At 68.9% G+C, this 17,370-nt stretch carries 17 protein-coding genes; all 17 read right to left on the reverse strand.

The genetic code is table 11. From position 1 onward, the window contains the following. Positions 1-104: 104 nt before the first annotated feature. The gene (locus tag HMPREF2924_RS07815) at positions 105-641 is read right to left on the reverse strand and encodes an HIT family protein (RefSeq protein ID WP_003112074.1); all 537 of its coding nucleotides are present in this window, start codon (positions 639-641) and stop codon (positions 105-107) included. Positions 642-683: 42 nt separating this feature from the next. Next, positions 684-2,324, reverse strand: a complete 1,641-nt coding sequence (locus HMPREF2924_RS07820; RefSeq protein WP_003132706.1) for an alpha/beta hydrolase — start codon at positions 2,322-2,324, stop codon at positions 684-686. Continuing rightward, the gene (locus HMPREF2924_RS07825; RefSeq protein ID WP_003132704.1) at positions 2,321-3,532 is read right to left on the reverse strand and encodes an MFS transporter; all 1,212 of its coding nucleotides are present in this window, start codon (positions 3,530-3,532) and stop codon (positions 2,321-2,323) included. Before HMPREF2924_RS07825 ends, HMPREF2924_RS07820 begins: the two co-directional genes overlap by 4 nt. Before the next feature lies 1 nt (position 3,533). Further along, positions 3,534-3,722 carry a hypothetical protein gene (locus HMPREF2924_RS07830; protein WP_003088166.1) on the reverse strand — a complete coding sequence of 63 codons (189 nt, stop codon included), beginning with the start codon at positions 3,720-3,722 and terminating at the stop codon, positions 3,534-3,536. Beyond that, a complete protein-coding gene (locus HMPREF2924_RS07835; protein WP_003132702.1) occupies positions 3,719-4,870 on the reverse strand; it encodes a PepSY-associated TM helix domain-containing protein in 1,152 nt (383 codons plus the stop codon). Before HMPREF2924_RS07835 ends, HMPREF2924_RS07830 begins: the two co-directional genes overlap by 4 nt. 40 nt (positions 4,871-4,910) lie before the next feature. After that, a complete protein-coding gene (locus HMPREF2924_RS07840; RefSeq protein WP_003132700.1) occupies positions 4,911-7,325 on the reverse strand; it encodes a TonB-dependent receptor in 2,415 nt (804 codons plus the stop codon). A gap of 207 nt (positions 7,326-7,532) precedes the next feature. Then, positions 7,533-8,483, reverse strand: coding sequence for a FecR domain-containing protein (locus HMPREF2924_RS07845; protein WP_003132698.1), 951 nt, complete (start codon positions 8,481-8,483; stop codon positions 7,533-7,535). Continuing rightward, positions 8,480-8,986, reverse strand: a complete 507-nt coding sequence (locus tag HMPREF2924_RS07850; RefSeq protein WP_003088185.1) for a sigma-70 family RNA polymerase sigma factor — start codon at positions 8,984-8,986, stop codon at positions 8,480-8,482. Before HMPREF2924_RS07850 ends, HMPREF2924_RS07845 begins: the two co-directional genes overlap by 4 nt. A gap of 91 nt (positions 8,987-9,077) precedes the next feature. Next, the gene (locus HMPREF2924_RS07855; RefSeq protein ID WP_003088189.1) at positions 9,078-9,758 is read right to left on the reverse strand and encodes a hypothetical protein; all 681 of its coding nucleotides are present in this window, start codon (positions 9,756-9,758) and stop codon (positions 9,078-9,080) included. Positions 9,759-9,864: 106 nt separating this feature from the next. Next, positions 9,865-11,091, reverse strand: a complete 1,227-nt coding sequence (locus HMPREF2924_RS07860) for a DUF2599 domain-containing protein (protein WP_003112111.1) — start codon at positions 11,089-11,091, stop codon at positions 9,865-9,867. Between the two features lie 130 nt (positions 11,092-11,221). Further along, positions 11,222-11,413, reverse strand: coding sequence for a hypothetical protein (locus tag HMPREF2924_RS34105; RefSeq protein WP_023094768.1), 192 nt, complete (start codon positions 11,411-11,413; stop codon positions 11,222-11,224). A 245-nt stretch (positions 11,414-11,658) separates the two neighbouring features. Next, positions 11,659-13,206 carry a PucR family transcriptional regulator gene (locus tag HMPREF2924_RS07865; RefSeq protein WP_004363713.1) on the reverse strand — a complete coding sequence of 516 codons (1,548 nt, stop codon included), beginning with the start codon at positions 13,204-13,206 and terminating at the stop codon, positions 11,659-11,661. A gap of 63 nt (positions 13,207-13,269) precedes the next feature. After that, positions 13,270-14,502: an aromatic amino acid transport family protein gene (locus tag HMPREF2924_RS07870; protein ID WP_004363711.1), complete on the reverse strand. Its 1,233-nt coding sequence runs from the start codon at positions 14,500-14,502 to the stop codon at positions 13,270-13,272. A gap of 44 nt (positions 14,503-14,546) precedes the next feature. Then, entirely contained in the window at positions 14,547-14,894 is a 348-nt protein-coding gene (locus tag HMPREF2924_RS07875; protein WP_003088200.1) for a cupin domain-containing protein, read from the reverse strand. A gap of 12 nt (positions 14,895-14,906) precedes the next feature. Then, positions 14,907-16,307: an NAD(P)/FAD-dependent oxidoreductase gene (locus tag HMPREF2924_RS07880; RefSeq protein ID WP_004363709.1), complete on the reverse strand. Its 1,401-nt coding sequence runs from the start codon at positions 16,305-16,307 to the stop codon at positions 14,907-14,909. Positions 16,308-16,500: 193 nt separating this feature from the next. Then, complete coding sequence (locus HMPREF2924_RS07885) at positions 16,501-17,199, reverse strand: anaerobic ribonucleoside-triphosphate reductase activating protein (RefSeq protein WP_004363707.1); 699 nt, start codon at positions 17,197-17,199, stop codon at positions 16,501-16,503. Next, complete coding sequence (gene nrdD / locus HMPREF2924_RS07890) at positions 17,196-17,342, reverse strand: anaerobic ribonucleoside-triphosphate reductase (RefSeq protein ID WP_003088212.1); 147 nt, start codon at positions 17,340-17,342, stop codon at positions 17,196-17,198. Before nrdD ends, HMPREF2924_RS07885 begins: the two co-directional genes overlap by 4 nt. Positions 17,343-17,370 lie beyond the last annotated feature (28 nt).

The raw sequence follows: 17,370 nt of genomic DNA on the forward strand, positions 1-17,370 counted from the left end.
CTACCTGCAACCGTGACGACACCGCTGCGCCGGCGTTTCATGGCGGATAACCGCACGCGGTTATTCGCCCTACGCGGCCTTGGAGCCCATCCAACCGCACGCGGTCATGCGCCCTGCGCGGGCTCGGAGTCCGGCCCAGGCGATGTTCGGGGTTGGACGCCGTGGCCGAAGGCCCGGCGCAATCCGGCGATCGCCTGTTGCCGATCCATGCCGCGCACGGCCGGTGGATCGGCGCGTTCGCAGAATTCGCGCCAGACGAACAGGGTCAGCTCGGCGCCATCGGTAAGGGGTTCGGCGGTCGGCACGCCGAACTGCTGGAGCGTCCGGTAGCGCGTGTCCTCCCAGAACAGTTCCTCGACCCAGTCGTACAGTGGAATCAGGTGGAAATGCACCGGCAGGCCGGGCATGTGACCGTAGCGACCGACATAGATGCGTCGCGGCCGCAGCAGCGCGTCCATTTCGCGCTCGACCCTGGCCAGCAGCGGCCCGAATTCGGCGAGGGCTTGTTCCGGCAGTTGGTGGAAGGCCGTCGCCGGTTGCCGCGAGCCGAGCATGCAGTAGCCGGGCAGGGCCGAGTCGATCCGCTGGTTCAGCGTCCAGTGGCGGGTCTGGTGGATGATCAGCTCGGGCGGGATATGCATGGGGCGGCGCTCCGCAGATGGGGCGCCCACTGTAACCCGTCGTCAGGGAAGATCCAGCCCGGTCTTGCGCCGTTTCATTTCGTCGATGCGTTGTCGCAGCGCCAGGCGCTGGGCTTCCGGCTTGGCCAGCCACCAGTCGCGCACCGCCGAGTTGTCGTAGCGCGTCAGCCAGGCGGGGAAGCGCGCCATCTGCGCTTGCGGAAAGTCGTTGGCGCGGCCGCGCAGGTAGTGATCGAAGAAACCCAGCACCAGGGCGTTGGGAGCCTGGATGAGGACTTCCGTCGGTGCCGAGCCGAGCAGCCCGTCGCGTAGCGGCCGGCGGATGAACAGCGGATTGTCGGTAAGCCCGGCATGGGCCGAATCGCGCAGTACCAGGCGATGAATGTCCTGGCGCTGGCCTGCGTGCTCGAAGCGTTCGTAGGAAAAGTCGTTGAAGCTTCTCGGGCGGGCCGGCGGTTCGATGCCGAACAGCCGGTAGAAGTTGCCAAGGTCGGCGTGCAGCATCAGCAGCGGTGCCGGGAAATCGCTATCGAAGGGCGCGAAGTCGAAGTCGCCGCCGTCGAGGTTGACCGCTGCCGCGCAGCGTCGGTCGACCATGCAGACCGCGCCGGTGGTCGAGCCGCCGAAGGACATGCCCATCTCGCCGGTGTGCGCGAAGTCGCTGGCGGCCACCAGGTCGGCGACCCTGTCCGGGACCTCGCCGGCCTGCAGGCGGTCATGGACGAACAGGCGGTCGGCCAGCCATACCGGCGCGCTGAGGTTGACGGCGCGGTTGGCCGGGGCGGGCAGGTCGAGGGCGGTGTGCAACTGGCCGTCGAGGCGCTGGTCGAGATCGTCGCTGACATAGCCCTGGCGCATGGCCTGCGGCAAGCCGTCGTGGGCGGCCCGGCGCAGGTGTTCGACCAGCCCGGGGTCCATGGGCAGCAGCGTGCCGTCGGGCAGGCGGGTCGGCGACGCGTCGCCGCTGTGCTGGATGGCGTAGACCGCGTAGCCGTGGCTGGCCAGCTCTTCCATCAGGGTCCAGTTGCCACCGGCGAAGGCGCTGTAGCCGTGGCTGTAGAACACCACCGGCAGGCGAGCGGAGTCGTCGCGCAGTGGGGCGTCCGGATAGGAATTGGTGCGCAGGTGCTTGAGGTAGGCGAGCAACGGCGGAAAGCCGAGTATTTCACCGAAGCCCCGCGCGGTGCTGCGCGCCTCGCCTGGGTCGAAATAGTGACGCGGCGCGGCGCCGGCGATCGGGCGTGCCGGGTACCAGGCGCGTACCAGCAGGCGCCGCGGCTGCCCGGCCGGGGCGCCGAGCAGGCCGGGCCGGCTGGGGTCGTCCAGTTCGAAATCGCGCACGCCGACCGCATAGGGGCCGTTCGGCGCCGGCAGCGGCGCGACCGGGAACAGGTACAGCGCGGCGATTGCCAGCAGCACCAGCAGGCCGTACAGCGAACCGGTCCGGAACGGCAGGCCGCGCACGGGCTTCCGGCGCAGACAGGCGCCGAGCAGCAGGGAGAAACCGGCGAAGGCGCCGACGGCGGCTTGCCAGCGGTCGTCCCATGCAGCGTACAGGCCGGCGCCGAGCGCCAGCGTCGAGGCGAGCGCCAGCAGGCCACGGCGGCCGGGCAGGGCGGGTATCCACCAGGCGAGCAGGGCCGCCAGCAGGGTCGCGACCAGCAGCAGGTCGACAGCGGTCATGGTGCTTCGCTCCTCGTTTCCACGGGGCGCGTCGGTTGGCTCGGCCAGAACGCCGCCAGCGCCAGCAGCAGACCGACCAGCGCGTAGGGGGCGCGGCTGTCCAATTGGTGGAGCAGCGCGCCGAGCAGCGGCCCGCTGATCAGGCCGAAGCCATGTACGGCCACCAGGGTGCCGGCGGCGGCACCCTGTTCCTCGGCGCGCACGGCATTGGCGTTGAGCGCCGAGACTGCCGGGAACACCCAACCCATGCCCGCCGCGGCGACGAAGAAGGCCAGCCAGAGCAGCGGCGGCGAGTCGGCGAAGCACACGGCGGCGAAACCGATGGCGGCGACCAGCCCGCCGACCCGGATCAGTCGCGGCGGTGGCCAGTCCAGGCGGCGCACCAGGAGCTGGGCCAGGATCAGCGCGACGCCCACGGCGGTCAGGGCGATGCCGGCCACCCGCGCGGCGTCGGCGGAATCCAGGCGCAGCCGGTCGAGGGCGAAGAAGCCCACGGTGATCTGCGCCACGGTGACGCTGAACATCGCCACGAAGCCCACCGCCAGCGGCCGCCGCAGGCGGCGGTCGCCGATCGCCAGGGCGGCGCCGCGGTTCGGCTGGCGACGCTCCTCGCGCGGCAGCCAGCGCCAGAGCGCCAGCAGGGCGACCAGGGGCAGCGCGCCGGTGACCAGCAACGGCAGGACCAACCCGTGAGTCGCCAGCAGTCCGGCCAGCCCCGGCCCGATCACCATGCCTATCGCGCTGGCCGCGCCGAGTCCGGCCAGCGCCGCGGCGCGTCGTTGCGCCTCGACGTGATCGGCCACCAGTGCCGCCGTGCAGGCTGGCACCGCGGCGTAGAAACCGCCGGCGAGGCCGCGCAGGAGAACGATACCGGCGAAGGAGAGCAGGGTCGGCAACGTCCAGTGCAAGGCGAGCACGATGAACAGGCAGAGCGAGGCGTAGGAGAGGGCGAAGCCGGCCAGCCCGCCGAGCAGTATCCGCCGTCGCCCATGCCGGTCGCTGGCGATGCCCCAGGGCCGCGCCGCGAGCATCCAGGCGATGCCGCCGACGGTCACCGCGGCGCCGGCCTGCCAGGGCGCCAGGCCGAGCTTGCGGGCGAGCGGGCCGACCAGGGCGACGAAGGACATCACCGCGAGGGTGCAGACGAAGGTCTCGAACATCAGCGGACGCAGGTCCAGGGTGTTGGCGGAGGGCGGCGGGGTGGTCATCTCAGGGATTCCTTCGGGTTCGCGGCAGGCGCAGCCAGACCCAGCCGACCAGCACCAGCGGAGTGCCCAGGGCGAGCCAGGAGAGCAGGTCGTAGAGGCCGTCGCCGAGCAGCGCCGAGAGCAGCCCGAAGAGGCCGAGCAGGGCCAGCAGCAGGGGCCAGCGGAAGATCATCCAGAGACCGCGCCTCATGCCTTGCCCTCCGTCGCCAGGCTGCCGCCCGGCAGTTCCGCCAGGCGCTTCTCCAATGGCGTCTTGCGTCGGCCGAGCCAGAGGTAGAGACCGCTGGCGAGGATGACGATGCTGACGAGGTCGAGCAGCGCCCAGACGATCTTCAGCGGCATGCCACCGTAGTCGCCAAAGTGCAGCGGCTGCGACAGCAGGAGCGTCTTCACGTACAGCGGCATCTCGCGCATGTCGGTGAGTTCGCCGCTCTGCGCGTCGATCAGTGCCGGCTTCAGCAGGCGCTCGGTGAGCGGCGTGTTGCCGCGCATGAACACCGCATAGTGATGCTGGCTGCTGAACTGGGTGCCGGGGAAGCCGACGAAGCTGACCTCCATGTCCGGCGCCGCCCGGCGTGCCGTGGCCAGGGCCGCGTCGAGCGAGCCGAGGCGCTGTAGCGGCGGCGCGTCCTTGTAGGGCGCGGTCATTTCCGCCAACTGCCCGCCTTGCCAGAGCATCAGGATCGGCAGGGCCAGGGTGTTGATCACCCCGGTCACGCCGACCACCAGTACCCAGGACAGGGTGACGATGCCCAGCAGGTTGTGCAGGTCCAGCCACTTCAGGCGACGGCTGCGTTCGGCGCGTACCGTGGCGAAGTCCAGCTTGCGCATGAACGGCGTGTATACCACCACCCCGGACACCAGCGAGGCCACCAGCAGCAGGCCCATCAGGCCGAGGAACAGGTAGCCGGGCAGGCCGAGGAACAGGTCGGTGTGCAGCTTCAGCATCAGGTACATGAAGCCGCCCGGCGGCGGCAGCGCGTCGAAGAATTCCCCGGTACGCGCGTCGAACGGCTGCATGTGGCCGTTCTCCGGCGGCGGTACCAGGCTCGGCGCGCTGATCACCAGGCCCAGCGGGTCGTCCTTTTCGAATACCAGGAAGCGCACCACTTCGCCCGGCCGGGCGGCCAGGGCGCGGGCGATCACGTCGTCGTAGTCGATGCGCGGCGACTCGGCGGTGAGCGGCTCGAGCTGCGGATGCGGCTCGAAGTAGTGCTCGATCTCCTCGTGGAAGATCAGCGGCAACCCGGTGAGGCAAAGCATCAGCAGGAAGATCGTGGAGATCAGGCTGGTCCATTTGTGCACCAGGTACCAGGTGCGCAGGGTTTTCGCGGTCATAGGCTGGTCATCGGCGGTTTCTGGTTATGGTGGGGCGGACTCAGAAGTCCGCCGTGAGGGAAAGGGAAAGGGTGCGCGGCGAGCTGATCGACAGGTAGCCGTTGGCTGCGGTCCAGTAGTCCTTGCCCAGCGCGTTCTCCAGGTTGGCGCGCGCCACCAGCGGCTTGCCGGCGACCTGGAAGGCGTAGGCGGCGCCGAGGTCGACGCGGTTCCAGTGCGGCACGGCGAGGGCGTTGGCGCTGTCCACATAGGCCGAGCCGGTGTAGATCCAGCGGCTGTCGAGGGTCAGTCCGTCGACGAACGGGGTGTCCCAGCTGACCCCCAGGTTGGCCTGGCGACGGGCCACGCCGGGCGCGTCCTTGCCTTCGCTGGCAGGGTCGCCGGTCTTGTTCTGCTCGGGCTTGATGTAGGTGGCGCCGGCCATCACCCGCACGCCGTCCAGCGGTTCGCCATAGAGGCTCAGCTCCACGCCGCGGTTGCGTTGCTCGCCGTCGGCGCGGAAGACGTTGCTGGCGTCGGTATAGGCGTTCGGTTTCCTGATCTCGAACAGCGCCAGGGTGGTGGTGAAGCCGCCCAGGTCGTACTTGGCGCCGATCTCGTACTGCTCGGCCTTGTATGGCGCCAGCACCTGGCCGGCGTTGGCCGCGGTCATCGGCGCCGCCTCGCCCTGGCTGAGGCCCTGGATGTAGTTGGCGTACAGCGACAGGTCCTGCAGCGGCTTGACCAGCACGCTGGCCATCGGCGTCCACACGTGCCGCTTGTCGTGGCTGGTGCGCGCGCCGCTGGTCTGGTCGTAGTTGCGCGACTCGATCTGCTGGCGGCGCACGCCCAGGGTGACCTGCACGCGATCCTCGAGGAACGACAGCCTGTCGGCCAGCGCCACGCCGCCAAGGTCGGTTTCATTGGTCTTCGGAATGCTCCCGTCGAGGCTGGAGAAGTCCGGCAGCGGCGTATGCGGCGAGGTCTGGTAGAGGTTGCCCGGCTGCATCCCGGTGAAGGCATAGACCATGCCCAGCCGTTCGTGCAGGCGGTTGGCGCTGAGCGTCCAGTCGTGGCGGAGCGGGCCGGTGTCGAAGTTGCCGCGCAGGCCGACCTCGGCGGAATAGGTGCGGCGGTCGCCGCGCTGGCGTGCCAGGCTGTTGACGATATCGCCCTGGTTGCCGATGAGGATGCTGTTGGCGGCGATGGTTTCGTAGTTGCTCTGGCGGCCGCCGATGCTGGCGAACGCCGTCAGGTTGTCGGCGAGGTCGTACTCGCCGCGGTTGACCATGGAGTAGTCCTCCTGGTCCAGGTAGGAATCGCGCAGGCCGAAGCGTGTCTTCGAGTCCGGGGCGTGGGGGATGTGGGTGGTTCCCGGGCCGGTCAGCAGCGGGCGCACCACGCCTTCCAGGCTTTCCTTCTGGTACAGCAGGTCGCTGGACAGGCGCAGGCGCTCGCCACGGAAGTCCAGGCCCAGGGAGAGCATGGGAAACTCGCGGCTCTGATGGTCGACGGCGGTATCGCCGTTGCGGTAGACGCCGTTGAAGCGCACGCCGAAGGCGTTGTTCTCGCCAAAGCGCCGGCCGATGTCGAGGTGAGTGCCGAGCTGGCTGCGCTGGGTCCAGTCGACGCTGACGTGGGTCAGCGGCTGGTCGTCGGCGCGCTTGGGCACCAGGTTGATGGTGCCGCCGACGCTGCCGCCGGGGGAAATCCCGCCGAGCAGGGCGTTCGGTCCCTTGAGCACTTCCACGCGCTCGGCGAATTCGATCGGTACCCGCCAGAACGGCAGCAGGCCATAGAGGCCGTTGAAGGCGACGTCGGCGTTCTGCACGCTGAAGCCGCGAATCGTGTAGCTGTCCACCAGGTCGCCGCGCCCGCCGACCACCCGCACCGACGGATCGTTGGCCTGTAGCAGGTCGGCGACGCTGCGCGCCTGCTGCTGCTCGATGGTTCTGGCGGTGTAGCTGGTGATGCTGAATGGCGCGTCCATCACGTCGGCGTTGCCCAGCATGCCCAGGCGCGCGCCACGGGCTACCTGGCCGCCGGCGTACTCGGCGGGCAGGGTCTCGGCACCGGCGGCCTGGGCGGTGATCAGCGAGGATTGCAGTTCCAGCGCGCCATCGGTGGTTGCCGGCACCAGGGTGTAGCTGCCGTCGCTGCGCTGCTGCAACTCCAGGCCGCTGCCCAGCAGCAGGCGGTGCAGCGCCTCGACCGGCGCGTAGCGGCCGCGCAGGGCGGCGCTGCGGCGACCCTCGGTGAGCGCCGGGTCGAACGCCAGGGACACCCCGTTGTCGCTGGCGAAGGCCGACAGGGTGCGACCGAGCGGGCCGGGGGCGATGTCATAGCTGCGCGCCGAGCTGGCGGCGGGCGCCTCGGCGGCAAGCAGGGCGGGGGCCGCTCCGGCGAGGGCGAGGGTCATGGCGGCGGCGTGGATGGCCAGGGACAGCGAACGGGGGCGAAGCGTGCGTACGGGCATGTACAGGGTTCCTCGTGGTCTCTGCGGACCTTGGGTCGGGGCGGATTCCTCTACTTGCCAGCCGAGAAGGAAAAAGGTCTCAGGTCGAGGCGGTTATTTTTCTGCGGAGCACGGTATGTCGATGGCAACGCCTGTTCCGGCGCAACGGCGGACGGCCTGCCGGGGTGGACGCGAGGGGCGCTTGCCACGGGGATGGTGGCCGCGCCGTCACGCCGGCACCAGGCTGATCCAGTAGTCGGTCACCCCGCGCACCTTCAGCGGATAGGTGGCCTGCAGCATGCCCAGCGTGCGCCGCAGGTCCAGCAGCGGATAGGCGCCCGACACCGCCAGCCTGGCCAGTTGCGGGTCGCAGCGCAGTACGCCGCGACGGTAGCGGGCGAGTTCGGCGAGCACCTCGGCCAGCGGCATCCGGTCGGCCATCAGCATGCCGCGGGTCCAGGCGTCCGGCAGGCCGTCGAAGGCCAGCCGGCGCGCTTCGCCGTCGGCGCCCAGGCGCACCGACTCGCCGCTTTCCAGCCAGCGCCCGCGTCCGTGGAGCGGGCTCAGTTCGACCCGCCCGGCGAGTACCGCGACCCGGGTCGCGGCCATCTCCTGGCGTACGTTGAAGCGGGCGGCACCGGCATGCAGCCGCGCTTCGGCGGTGGCGACGCGGAACGGACGCGGGTCGGCGCGGCTATCGACGAAGATCTCGCCGCGCAGCAGGCGTACCAGCCGCTGGCTGGCGTCGAAGGCGAGGTCCACGGCGCTGTCGGTGTTCAGGGTCAGCAGGCTGCCGTCGGGCAGGGTCAAGCGGCGCTGTTCGCCGACGCCGGTGCGCTGGTCGGCCAGCCAGTCGCGCAACGGCTCGGCCTGCCAGGTGGCGAGCCCCAGCGAGGCGCCGCCGAGGACCAGGGCGAGGTGCTTGATCGCGCGCCGCCGGTCCAGCCCGCGCTCGCGGCCGAGGGTCGGCAGGGCCAGCGCCGGCGGCAGTCGGCCGAGGCATTGCAGCAGGCGCTCGGCGCGCTCCCAGGCATGGGCGTGCTGTGGGCTGCGCTGCCGCCACTGGGCGCACGCCTGGCGCGTGTCGTCGGTGCAGCCGCTGTCCTGCAGGCGCACCAGCCACTCGGCGGCCTCGTCGAGGATCGGCGAGGGAATCCGGCCTTCGCCCGCGGAATTCATTCCATCAGCTCCAGGCACTGGCGGAAGGCCTGCTGCATGTAGCGCTTGACCGAGCCCAGGGACACGCCCAGGCGCTCGGCGATGGCTTCGTACTTCAGGCCTTCGATCTGCGCCAGGAGAAACGCCTGGCGGACCCTGTCCGGCAGGCTGCCGAGCAGGGCGTCTACTTCATGCAGGGTTTCCAGCACCATCAACCGCTGTTCCGGCGGCGGCGCGAGGTCTTCCGGGAGGTTGGCCAGGGCATCGAGGTAGGCGCGCTCCAGCGACTGGCGCTGGAACCAGTTGATCATCAGCCCCTTGGCGACGGTGGTCAGGTAGGCGCGCGGTTCGCGCGCATCCAGTACCCGGCGCGAGGCGAGCAGGCGGGCGAAGGTGTCCTGGGCCAGGTCGGCGGCGTTTTCCGCGCAGCCCAGGCGTCGCCGCAACCAGCCTTGCAGCCAGCCATGGTGGTCCTGGTAGAGATGGCTCACAGCGTCGTGCAGGGAGGCGTCGGCCGGCGGCATGGAGGGGATCGCTGTTGTAATTGAGAATGAGTCTCATACTACTTACAGCGAGGGCATGCCTACAAGTCCCCCGGATCGGCGGCGCAGCGCCTCAGGCGTTTTCCAGGCCGTACTGGAAGAAAGCCATGTCGGCCAGGCGTCCGGTGGGATAGAGGAGCCCCTTGCGGGCGGTCTCCAGGCGCGGGAACGACAGCCTTTCTTCGCCGATCAGGCGGTGCAGCGCGGTGAGGGTGCCGCCGTTGACGCTCGTCAGGCCCCGGCGTGGATACAGCGCGCGACAGGCGGCCAGGTAGTGGCGGTCGAGGGCGGGAAACTCGCCCCAGACGCCGAGCAGGATCTTGCTCTTCAGGGTGTCGGTCCAGCTCACCCGGCTGCTGAGGGCATCCATCGACCCGAGCACCGTTTCCAGCAGCTTGCGGTTGTGCGCCAGGCGCGCGCCGTTGCCGGCGAAATCCACCAGGGACAGCTCGAACAGTTCCGCTCCGGCACCGCTGAAGAGCTGCCGGGCCAGCGCTTTCATCAGGTCCAGGTTGCTGTTCTGCAGCAGTCCCGAGGAGCCACGGAACATACCCCAGTTGGCCAGGTAGAAACCCAGGTGCAGGGCGGTGGTGTCGAGCTGTTCGGGGGCGGTCAGGTCGTCCCAGCTGCGACTGGGGTCCCAGACATACTCCCAGAGGTACTCCCAGGCCCTCAGGCGCGGGTATTCGTTGCCCGGGGCGGGCGCCAGGCTGGCGTAGTAGCGGTGGACATAGCGGGCGGCATCGAAAGCCATGCGTTCGTTCCCTGGCGGCTTGGAAAGACGGCATGGTAGAGCGTGTGATATCAAAAGGCCATATCGCTGTTCGCAGGGGACGCCGTAGCGCCCCCGCGGAGCGGCCTCAGGTGTTATTGCAGCCCTTGGCGATGGAGTCCTCGTTGGAGGTGTACGGCCGCGAGGGTTCCAGGTTCCACTCTGGCTTGTTGCGGGCGACGTTGAAGTGGCAGACCAGTTGTCGGCGCATGCTGCCGATATTGCTGTCGCGGTTGTCCGGGTTGTCCTTCCATTCGCTGTCCAGGTAGTGGTCGACCACCAGCTCGTTGAAGAAATTGTTGGTCTGGTTGTCCTGGATCTTGCGCCCGCAATCGGTCGGTACCACTTCCAGGGTCATGATCTTCTTCCTGAAGCCCGGATCGTCGCGCTCCACCCAGGTGGCGCTTTCCACATAGCGCTCGCAGGCATTCTTCTCGCTGGTCGGGTAGATCGCCTGCTTACGCCCGTCGTAGGCGAACTGCGCGTCCTGCTGGCGGGTCTGCGGCAGTCGCATGTTGATGATCGGGAGGAATGCCTGGACCGACTGGTACCACTGGATCTGGTTGAGCCGAGCGCCCTCCAGGCCGGCGTCCTCGGTGTAGAACGCGGCGAGGATCGACGGCGACTTCGGCGGGTTTTCCTCCCACTTGGCCAGGCGCAGTTCGTTCTGGGTGGTGAAGGATTCGTCGGCGATCTGCGCCATCGCCCGGATGCTCTGGTAGAAGGCCGGGCCGGCGGCGGTATTGCGCTCGTCGCGGACGTCGAAGGAGCACTGCCGCGAATGGTCGCCGCGGTTCTGCCGGTAGTTCGCCGCCCACTGCTCGGCGGTGCTGACGTTGATGTCCTGGCAGGACTTCTCGACGCTGTTCGGCGTGCGCCGCGAATCGGTGCAACCCTGCTGGGCGCGGTCGTCGGTGGCGGCGTCGATGGGGAAGGAACAGAGCACCGCATAGTCCTGGTGGTCCTTCGGATTACCGAAGATGGTGTCGAAGATGAAGCCACTCTTCAGGCCATAGGCGAGCTTGCGGTACTTGGCGTCCTTGCGCAGGTAGGAGGCGGAGACGCCGCCGCTTTTCTGGCTCTTCGGACTGATGCTGTAGAACATGTAGTCGGTCGAAGGCCAGGTGGCGCGGAACAGCACGCCGGAACAGAGGAATGCCGGCTTCGACGGTCCGCCGCAATCCTGGCGGGTGTCGTTGTACAACTGGTTGAGCCGGGCGACCACGTCGTTGCCCCGGTCGGCCTGGGCCGCGGGTGTCAGCGCCAGGCCGGCGGCGGCGAGAAGGTAGAGAAAGGTGGATCTGCTTCCGTTCATGGGATGGACTCCACGCAGGTTCGAAGGAGCGGGCCGGGGGCGGCCCGGTTGGTCCCGATGGGGACGAGCGCGACGGGCGGATCGCGGGGGATGAAGTGCTTGCGACGGTATGGCCGTCGGCGTTGGGACGTCAGCGGGACGTGGTGGCGCCAGTCTGCAACCGGGCGCTGCCGGGAATGCCGGGCGACCCCGGCGGGCGCTGGGCGGCGGGGGCCTGCCGAGCGCGTGGGGGAAGTCGCTCGAGGGAGGCGGTGAAGACCGCCGGCGGAGATACGAACAGGGTGGGTAGCGGGGCGGATACAGCGTCGATTCCGTTACGCATCGCAGGCCTCCTTTGCGCCGCGCCGATGGGCTTCCGTCTTACCGTTCGAGCCTAGAAGCGCGGGCCGCGCCGCTCCAGCGGCGGGGTGGCTAGCTAGCAAGGGGGATTAATGCATTCGCAACGGCGCTCGCTGCGATGCACCGTGGTCCGGCATCCACAGGCCACGCCCCTGCCGGGCAACCGTTCCTGGCCGCGCCTGTTGGCGGCGGCGTCGCCCTGCAAGCGCCAGGTATCGGGCTCCGCCGTCAGTCCATGTCGCCGCCATGGTGCGCGGACTGCTCCAGGAGGCTGCTCTTCGCCGTCCTGCCCCTCGCTTCCGGCGACAGCCGGGTTGCCTGCAAGGCGAACCAGAGGGTCGCCACATCGGCGGTGCTGTCCAGCGAGCGACCGCTGATTTCCTCGATGCGGCGTATCCGGTAGACCAGGCTCTGCTTGTGTATGTGTAGCCGCTGCGCGGCGTTCAACCAGGACCTGTTTTCCTCGAGAAAGACCTGCAGCGTGTATAGCAGTGCGGAGCCATTGGCCGCGTCATAGTCGTGGAGGGCGCCGAGGACCAGGCGGAACGCCCGCTCGGCCTCGGCGAGGCTTCTGGGTAGCCAGGGCGCCTCGTCGTCCAGTTCCGCGTAGCGACACAACGGCCGCCGGGAATGGCTGTGGGCCAGGGCCAGGCGCGCTTCGCGCAAGGCCTCGGCGCAACGTTCGGCACGACGGAGCGGAGCGCTCACTCCCAGCGAGCTGTCCAGGGCTTCCTGCAGTGTCGAGGCGAGGCCGGCCTGGTGCAGCAGAATGATTTCCTGGCCTTGCGCGCGAACCAGCAGGCGTGAGTCGTGGCCCCGGAAAAGACCGATAGGGTCGGTCGCGAGCCCCTCGGAACTTGCCACGGAAACGACTGCATCGTCGAGATCGAGCCCGGGCAGCAGTTCCTCCAGCCGCTCCTCGGCTTGTTCCCGGTATAGCCGTCGTTGCAGCAGGTCGTCGAGCAATTCCGAACCCAGGCGCAGGTGGCGTTCGCTTTCGACGCGCAGCCGTTCGATCTCTATGCCGAGCACTGCCGTCAGGTGGTGCAGGAGACTGTAGTCCGGCAGCCGCTCGCCCAGGGCTATCAGCAGGCAGTTCCGGTCGGAAGGAATGCCGATGCTGAGCGCTTCACCTTCCGCGAGCGGATGGCGAAGGACCATCGGCTGCGGCTCCGCCTGCTCGCGACGGCGGTTGCGCAGCGCGTCGGCCAACTCCACGGGCAGCCCTGGCAGGCCTGGCTGCCAAGCCGCCAGGGTGTCGGGAACGATGAGGTAGAGGCTGCTCCGCACGTCCTTGCCGAGGCGTTGCAGCAGCGCCGGCAGGCCCAGTCCCTGCATGCTCAGCCGGGCGCTTTCGTATATCCGGGCCAGGGCGTTGCGGCGCTCGTATTCGTCTTTCTGCCCCGCATCGACGATGGCCCGGGTCACGGCGGCGAAAGGGACGCCGTAGTGGGTGAGAATCAACGGGAAGCCCAGGGCCTCGGCCGTCTCGCGTAGGGCATCGAGGTCGCTCGGGGCTTCCATGTTCTCGCCGATCATCATGCCTGCCAGGCCGGCCTCGGCCAGTCTTCGGACGTAACGCCGTTGCCGCTCGGCCTCGCTCGGTATGCCCAGCCCGGTGGTCATCAGCAGGTCACCCTCGCCGAGCCATTCGGTGGGGTCGTCGAGTTCGCAGACATGCGCCCAGCGAACCGGGCGGTCGAGGCCGCCGGCTCCGCTCAGCAGGCGTGAACGGAGTTCGGGGAGGGCGATCAGGTGGCGGATGCTCTGCGGCATGTCCAGGAAACTCCAGGCATGGGCCTTCAGTGTAATCGCCCCGGGCGCAGGCAGCGCGCCCTGTCACCAACTGGCGGGCAGCATCCCCAGTGCCGAGGCGATCGCGTAGACCCCGCTGGAGGCGAACACCAGGACGATCAGCCCCTGTATCAGCGGATGGGCATACCAGCCGCAGCTGAATGCCGGCAGTTGGTCGCCGTGGCGCCGCGCCGCGTTGAGCAGGAGGATGGGGATGATGCCCATCAGTACGCCGCCGAAGGTACCGGCGAAGTACAGCGCGTTCACGAAGCCGCCGAGCCCCGCATAGGCCAGCAGGAACGGCGGGACCGAGACTGCGGCGAGCACCGCCAGGCGTTTGCGCCGGTTGGTTTCGCTGCCCAGGCGGAAGTGGTCGAAGATATTGGTGAACAGGCACCCGCCGAGTCCCCAGTAGGAGGTCAGCATCGCCAGCAAGGCGAAGGTGTTCGCCACGTAGTAGGCCCATTGGCCGAGGGAGCGTCCCCAGCTCAAGGTCGCCACCTCGCTGAGGTTGCCGGGGCCGACCAGGGCGATGACCGAGGCAGGAATGGCCGCCACCAGCAGGAAGGTCAGCAGCATGCCGACCACGATCAGGCGCGGCACGCGCGCGGGGGTTGCCAGGTTGCCGCGCACCAGCTCCGGAACCAGGAACTGCGCGCCGAACACGAAGACCGCCAGGTTGAACACTGGAACCACGTATTGCCACTGGCTCTGCCAAAGGTGGGCGAGACGGGCGTCGTCGTGCATCAGGGTAGCGCCGATGAGGATGCAGACGATGGCCACCATGCCGGCGCTGATCAGCTTCTCGCCCACGCCGAGCGCCTTCAGGCCCAGGTAGAGCACCAGCGCCGAGGGGACGAAGAAGATCAGGCTGCCGACCTGGCGCGTGAGGCCGTACTGGCCGAAGAACTCGAGCATGATGTTGCCGCTGCCGGTCATGTAGGCGACCAGGGCCCCGTAGCTGTTGGCCGCCACCGCGATGAAGATCAGCCAGCCGCCGAGCGGGCCCAGGTAACGCCGGGAGAGGCCGCTGAGCTGGTTGTTGCCGCGGGTTCTCAGGCAGGCTTCGGTCACGTAGAGCATGGTGACGATGCAGAAGAGGCAGGTCAGGGCCAGGCATACCAGCAACGGCACGTAGCCGACCTTGCGGGCGGCGTAGGCCATGCTCAGCACGCCGGCGCCGATGTTGGTGCCGATGATGATCGCGATCGTCTCGAGCGAGCCCAGGGGATGGGCCTTGAGGCCCGATGCGTTGTCGTTCGCTTCTCGCATACCCATTTCTTGTTTCCTCTGTCAGGGCGGTGGAGTTCGGTTCTTCGGGGTCAGTCGAAGATCAGGTAGGTCTTGCGCACGGTCTGGCGGATGTCCCAGGTGCCCTGGGTGGCAGCGGCGAAATAGAGCGCGTCGCCGGCGCGAAACTCCACGGCCTGGCCTTCGTCCGGGGTGAAGCGACCTTCACCGCTGACGATGTAGCTGTACTCGGCCTGCTCGACCTGTCGGCGGAAGCGCCCCGGGGTGCATTCCCAGATGCCGGTCACGCCGTTGCCGTCGGCGAGCGGGCGGTGGGCCGCGGTACGGGTCAGGGCTACCGGTTCGCCCAGGGGCTGGCCGACGGGCGTGGGCGAGGTGAAAGGACTTTCGTCGTCGAGACGGATGAGCGAAGGGTTCATGCCATGGGCTCCTCAGGATTTGTCTTCAAGGCCGGCGGGGGCGAAGCGCGCGAGAAAGCGGTCGGTGGCCGAGGGCGCGGTACCGGCGAGTTCCGCGCGTTCCTTGCGCAGGACGGCGTTGCGCACCAGGGAGCCACCCAGGTAGCGCAGCGGCTCGGGGGGGAAGCTCCGGCAGCGGCGTTCTACCAGCGGACAACGGCTCCACGGGTCGTCGCGGCCGAGGGCGAGGCTGGCGAGGATCCGCCCGCCCAGGCGGCTCGGTCCCACGCCGTTGCCGCTCCAGCCGATGCCGTAGTGGATGTTCTCGTGCAGGTGGCCGAAGACCGGCAGGCTGTCGTAGGTACGGTCGATGGGGCCGGACCAGCCGTCGACCAGCGGGACGTCGCCTAGCGAGGGATAGGTGCGGCGGAAGTCGGCCTCGGTCAGGGCCAGGCTCTCCCGGTCGACGTCGAATACCCGGCCGATGCGCGAGCCGTAGCTGATGGCGCCGGTGCCCTTGCCGAAGGCGATGCGCCCGTCGCGGGTGGTGCGGTAGTAGTCCACCATCAGTTGGGAATCGGTGATGGCTTCCCCGCCGGTCCAGCCGATTCGCTCCAGCCGTTGCGGTATCGCCTCGGTAACCGCGATGGAACTGTTCACCGGCACGATCAGCCTGGAGAGCCTGGGCAGGGCGGCCGACCAGGCGTTGGTCGCGAGAACCACCGCCTTGGCCTGGACCCGGGCCCCGGCGCTCAGCAGCTGTGCCGGCTGGCCGGGAACGATCTGGCTGACGCCACAGCGCTCGTGGATTTCCACGCCGAGGACCAGCGCTACGCGGCGCATGCCTTGCACCAGCAAGGCTGGTTGCACGGTGGCATTGCTGCGCTCGAAGACCCCGGCGAGATGCACCGGCGAACCGGTCCGGCGTGCCACTTCGCTGGCGTCGAGGCGTTCGAAGGGACTGACGCCGAGCCGTTCGCAGGCGGCGAGGGTATCGTTCCAGGCGTCGAGGTGGTGCGCCGTGGTGGCGGTCCACAGCCAGCCCTTCTGCTGGAAGTGCGCATCGATGTCATGCCGCGCGCAGAACTCCCCGAGTTCCTGGATCGCCCGCTCCGCGCTTTCGCCAAGGAAGCGCGCCTGCGCCTCGCTGCAGAAGCCCAGCAAGGTGCCGATCTTCGGCCACCAGGACATCACGAAACCACCGTTCCTGCCGGAAGCGCCGCCGCCGCAGACGTCCTGCTCCAGCAGCAGGACCCGTGCGTCCGGCTCCAGTTGCTTGAGGGTGATGGCGGTCCAGAGCCCGACGAAACCGCCGCCGACTATCGCCACGTCCGCCGAGTGGGTGCCGACGAGGGGGGCGCAGGCGGCGTCGGCCAGGTCGGTCGAGCGCATCCAGTGGCTGGGGGTCAGGGGAGGGGTGAGCGTGAGTTTCATGGCGCGGGTCCGGGGTCGCTGAATCTGGAGCAAGGGTGGCGAGCGGCGCCGTCCGCGACAATTGGACGCAACTAGGAATCGAGAAGGTGCTCTCGTACGATCGTATGAGTCTTGTGAAGAGCAGGCCTGGTCGGGACTGCCCGCCCTGTCCGAGCGAGCTGGCAGGCCCGAGCGGCGCCGCTGAACCGGAGGCTCAGGCGTCGCGCAGTTCGAAGGCGGGAAACAGCTCTTCCAGTTCTCGCCATAGCTGCGCAGCGCCCTGCGGCGCGGGCTTCGCGAGAAGCTGCGGATCGAGCTGGCGGGCCGGGCGCGCCAGTTGTACGGCGAAGCGCTCCACGCCCATCGCGCGCAGGCGCGTCGCCAGGCGCCAGAGGCGTTCGCTATCGAACAAGCCCCAGTGCACCGTGGTCCGGCATTCGTAGGCCACGCCGCTGTCCAGCAGGCATTCCAGGCTGCGCCAGTTGGCCGCGCCGCTGCCGTCCACGCCGGTAATGGCGGCGACGTCCTCGGCCGGCGCCTTGACGTCGAAGCCCACCCAGTCGCTCTGCGCCAGCACCCGGGCGAAGGCGCGGGGGTGGATGCCGGCGCTGTGCAGGCCGACGCGGAAGCCCAGTTCGCGGACCGTGCGCATGGCGTCGCCGAGGGCCGCCTGCAGGGTCGCCTCGCCGCCGCTGAAGACCACCGCCTGCAACAGGCCCTGGCGTCGGCGGAGGAAGTCGAGCAGGCGTGGCCAGGGGATTTCCTCCGCGCCGCGCGGCGCGATCAGTTCCGGGTTGTGGCAGTAGCGGCAGCGCCAGGCGCAGCCCTGGCAGAACAGCACGCAGGCGAGCAGGCCGGGGTAGTCGAGGGTGGTCAGGGGCACCAGGCCCCCGACCCTGAGCGTGGCGCTCATCGCGTCTCGCGGAAATGGCGGCGTTCGCGATGCTCGGACTGCTTGCCGGCATTGAACGCTGCCACGGGACGGTGGTAGCCCATCACGCGGGTCCAGACTTCGCAGCGCTGGCGCTGGCCTTCGGGCAACTGGTTGGGGTTCATCGGTGGTACTCCTTGCTGGTGGATGAAA

The organism is Pseudomonas sp. HMSC063H08, from assembly GCF_001813645.1.
Taxonomy (GTDB): domain Bacteria; phylum Pseudomonadota; class Gammaproteobacteria; order Pseudomonadales; family Pseudomonadaceae; genus Pseudomonas; species Pseudomonas aeruginosa.

Excerpts from the sequence above, each read along its gene's own strand:
- HMPREF2924_RS07855 (WP_003088189.1), bottom strand. The coding sequence starts at position 9,758 with ATGGCTTTCGATGCCGCCCGCTATGTCCACCGCTACTACGCCAGCCTG.
- HMPREF2924_RS07820 (WP_003132706.1), bottom strand. The coding sequence starts at position 2,324 with ATGACCGCTGTCGACCTGCTGCTGGTCGCGACCCTGCTGGCGGCCCTG.
- nrdD (WP_003088212.1), bottom strand. The coding sequence starts at position 17,342 with ATGAACCCCAACCAGTTGCCCGAAGGCCAGCGCCAGCGCTGCGAAGTC.
- HMPREF2924_RS07850 (WP_003088185.1), bottom strand. The coding sequence starts at position 8,986 with ATGCCGCCGGCCGACGCCTCCCTGCACGACGCTGTGAGCCATCTCTAC.
- HMPREF2924_RS07870 (WP_004363711.1), bottom strand. The coding sequence starts at position 14,502 with ATGGGTATGCGAGAAGCGAACGACAACGCATCGGGCCTCAAGGCCCAT.
- HMPREF2924_RS07865 (WP_004363713.1), bottom strand. The coding sequence starts at position 13,206 with ATGCCGCAGAGCATCCGCCACCTGATCGCCCTCCCCGAACTCCGTTCA.
- HMPREF2924_RS07815 (WP_003112074.1), bottom strand. The coding sequence starts at position 641 with ATGCATATCCCGCCCGAGCTGATCATCCACCAGACCCGCCACTGGACG.
- HMPREF2924_RS07835 (WP_003132702.1), bottom strand. The coding sequence starts at position 4,870 with ATGACCGCGAAAACCCTGCGCACCTGGTACCTGGTGCACAAATGGACC.
- HMPREF2924_RS07885 (WP_004363707.1), bottom strand. The coding sequence starts at position 17,199 with ATGAGCGCCACGCTCAGGGTCGGGGGCCTGGTGCCCCTGACCACCCTC.
- HMPREF2924_RS07825 (WP_003132704.1), bottom strand. The coding sequence starts at position 3,532 with ATGACCACCCCGCCGCCCTCCGCCAACACCCTGGACCTGCGTCCGCTG.
- HMPREF2924_RS34105 (WP_023094768.1), bottom strand. The coding sequence starts at position 11,413 with ATGCGTAACGGAATCGACGCTGTATCCGCCCCGCTACCCACCCTGTTC.
- HMPREF2924_RS07860 (WP_003112111.1), bottom strand. The coding sequence starts at position 11,091 with ATGAACGGAAGCAGATCCACCTTTCTCTACCTTCTCGCCGCCGCCGGC.
- HMPREF2924_RS07840 (WP_003132700.1), bottom strand. The coding sequence starts at position 7,325 with ATGCCCGTACGCACGCTTCGCCCCCGTTCGCTGTCCCTGGCCATCCAC.
- HMPREF2924_RS07880 (WP_004363709.1), bottom strand. The coding sequence starts at position 16,307 with ATGAAACTCACGCTCACCCCTCCCCTGACCCCCAGCCACTGGATGCGC.
- HMPREF2924_RS07830 (WP_003088166.1), bottom strand. The coding sequence starts at position 3,722 with ATGAGGCGCGGTCTCTGGATGATCTTCCGCTGGCCCCTGCTGCTGGCC.
- HMPREF2924_RS07845 (WP_003132698.1), bottom strand. The coding sequence starts at position 8,483 with ATGAATTCCGCGGGCGAAGGCCGGATTCCCTCGCCGATCCTCGACGAG.
- HMPREF2924_RS07875 (WP_003088200.1), bottom strand. The coding sequence starts at position 14,894 with ATGAACCCTTCGCTCATCCGTCTCGACGACGAAAGTCCTTTCACCTCG.